Genomic DNA, 1,318 nt, shown 5'->3' with positions numbered 1-1,318 from the left:
TCTAGTATATCACCTTTGTTCAACGAGCAGTTTTACTTAGCCAGTAACTCCGATGTTTCTAGTGCTGTTGCTGGTGGATTCATAGCTTCTGGTCTCCAACACTTCCTTGAATTTGGTCAACAGGAAGGTAGGACTAATATCTCACCTTTGTTCAACGAGCAGTTTTACTTAGCAATTAACCCTGATGTTGCTGTTGCAGTCGCTGCCGGATTTATAGAATCTGGTCTTCAACACTTCCTTGAATTTGGTTTACAAGAAGGTAGAACTAATGCATCAGCTTTGTTCGACGAGCAGTTTTACTTAACCAATAACCCTGATGTCGCTGCTGCTGTTACTGGCGGATTCATAACCTCTGGTTTTCAGCACTTTCTGGAATTTGGTCAACAGGAAGGTAGGACTAATATCTCACCTTTGTTCAATGAGCAGTTTTACTTAACCAATAACCCTGATGTCGCTGCTGCCGTTGCTGGCGGATTCATAACCTCTGGTCTTCAACACTTTTTGGATTTTGGTTTACAAGAAGGTAGAACTAATATTTCATTTGAGTACAGTGAGAGTATTTATTTGTCTAATAATCCAGATGTTGCTGCTGCTGTGAACACTGGGGTTTTTGCTTCTGGTTTTGAACATTTATTTCTGCTTGGAGCTACAGAAAATCGCATAGGAGTACCTGAAGTAATTCCAGAATTTCCTGATTTACCAACGTTTTTCAACGAAGAATGGTATTTATTAAGTAATCCTGATGTCGGCTTCTCTGTAGCATTTGATTTGTTCGACTCTGGTCTAGATCAATACGAACAAGTTGGGCAATTTGACGAAGAACGAACTGGCTTTTTTACTGGCACCAGTGGCAATGATATAATCACTGGCTTTGGGACACATACAAATATTATTGGAGTTGAGATAGGAGAGGGTCTTCTTGCTACTAGTTTGGGAGTTGGTGAAATTGATATCCTAATTGCTGGAGAGGGGGAAGATGTGTTTCTTCTGGGTTATACTAATGACCTATTTGATATTAATTCAACCTCTGAACAATTATATGTAGGTAATAGGAATAATGATTTCGCCTTGATTCGGAACTTTGAAAGATTTGAAGATAGTATCTTTCTAGCTGGATCATCTGATGACTATTCTTTTAATATAGTCAATGGCAATTTAAATATCTCTACAGATTCTGGAGATCTTATTGGAATTGTTGAAGGCGCAATAAACCCATTGTTTTTTCCTGATGATCAGCTTGGAGGATTTTTCCTTGTCTAGAAACTAATCCCTCCTGCATAAACTTCAAGACTTATGCAGCTAAACCACATATCGTTTG

1 protein-coding gene is annotated in these 1,318 nt (G+C 38.8%); it reads left to right on the top strand.

Annotated elements, in window-relative coordinates:
• The coding region (locus tag F6K23_RS40700; protein ID WP_293166921.1) for a hypothetical protein at positions 1-1,260 on the top strand (1,260 nt) is incomplete at its 5' end.
• Positions 1,261-1,318: the final 58 nt, after the last annotated feature.

It is taken from the genome of Okeania sp. SIO2C9 (assembly GCF_010672455.1).
Classification (GTDB): Bacteria; Cyanobacteriota; Cyanobacteriia; order Cyanobacteriales; family Microcoleaceae; genus Okeania.
Note: the sequence above shows the minus strand (reverse complement) of the source record. Positions and strands in the feature narration are given on the sequence as shown.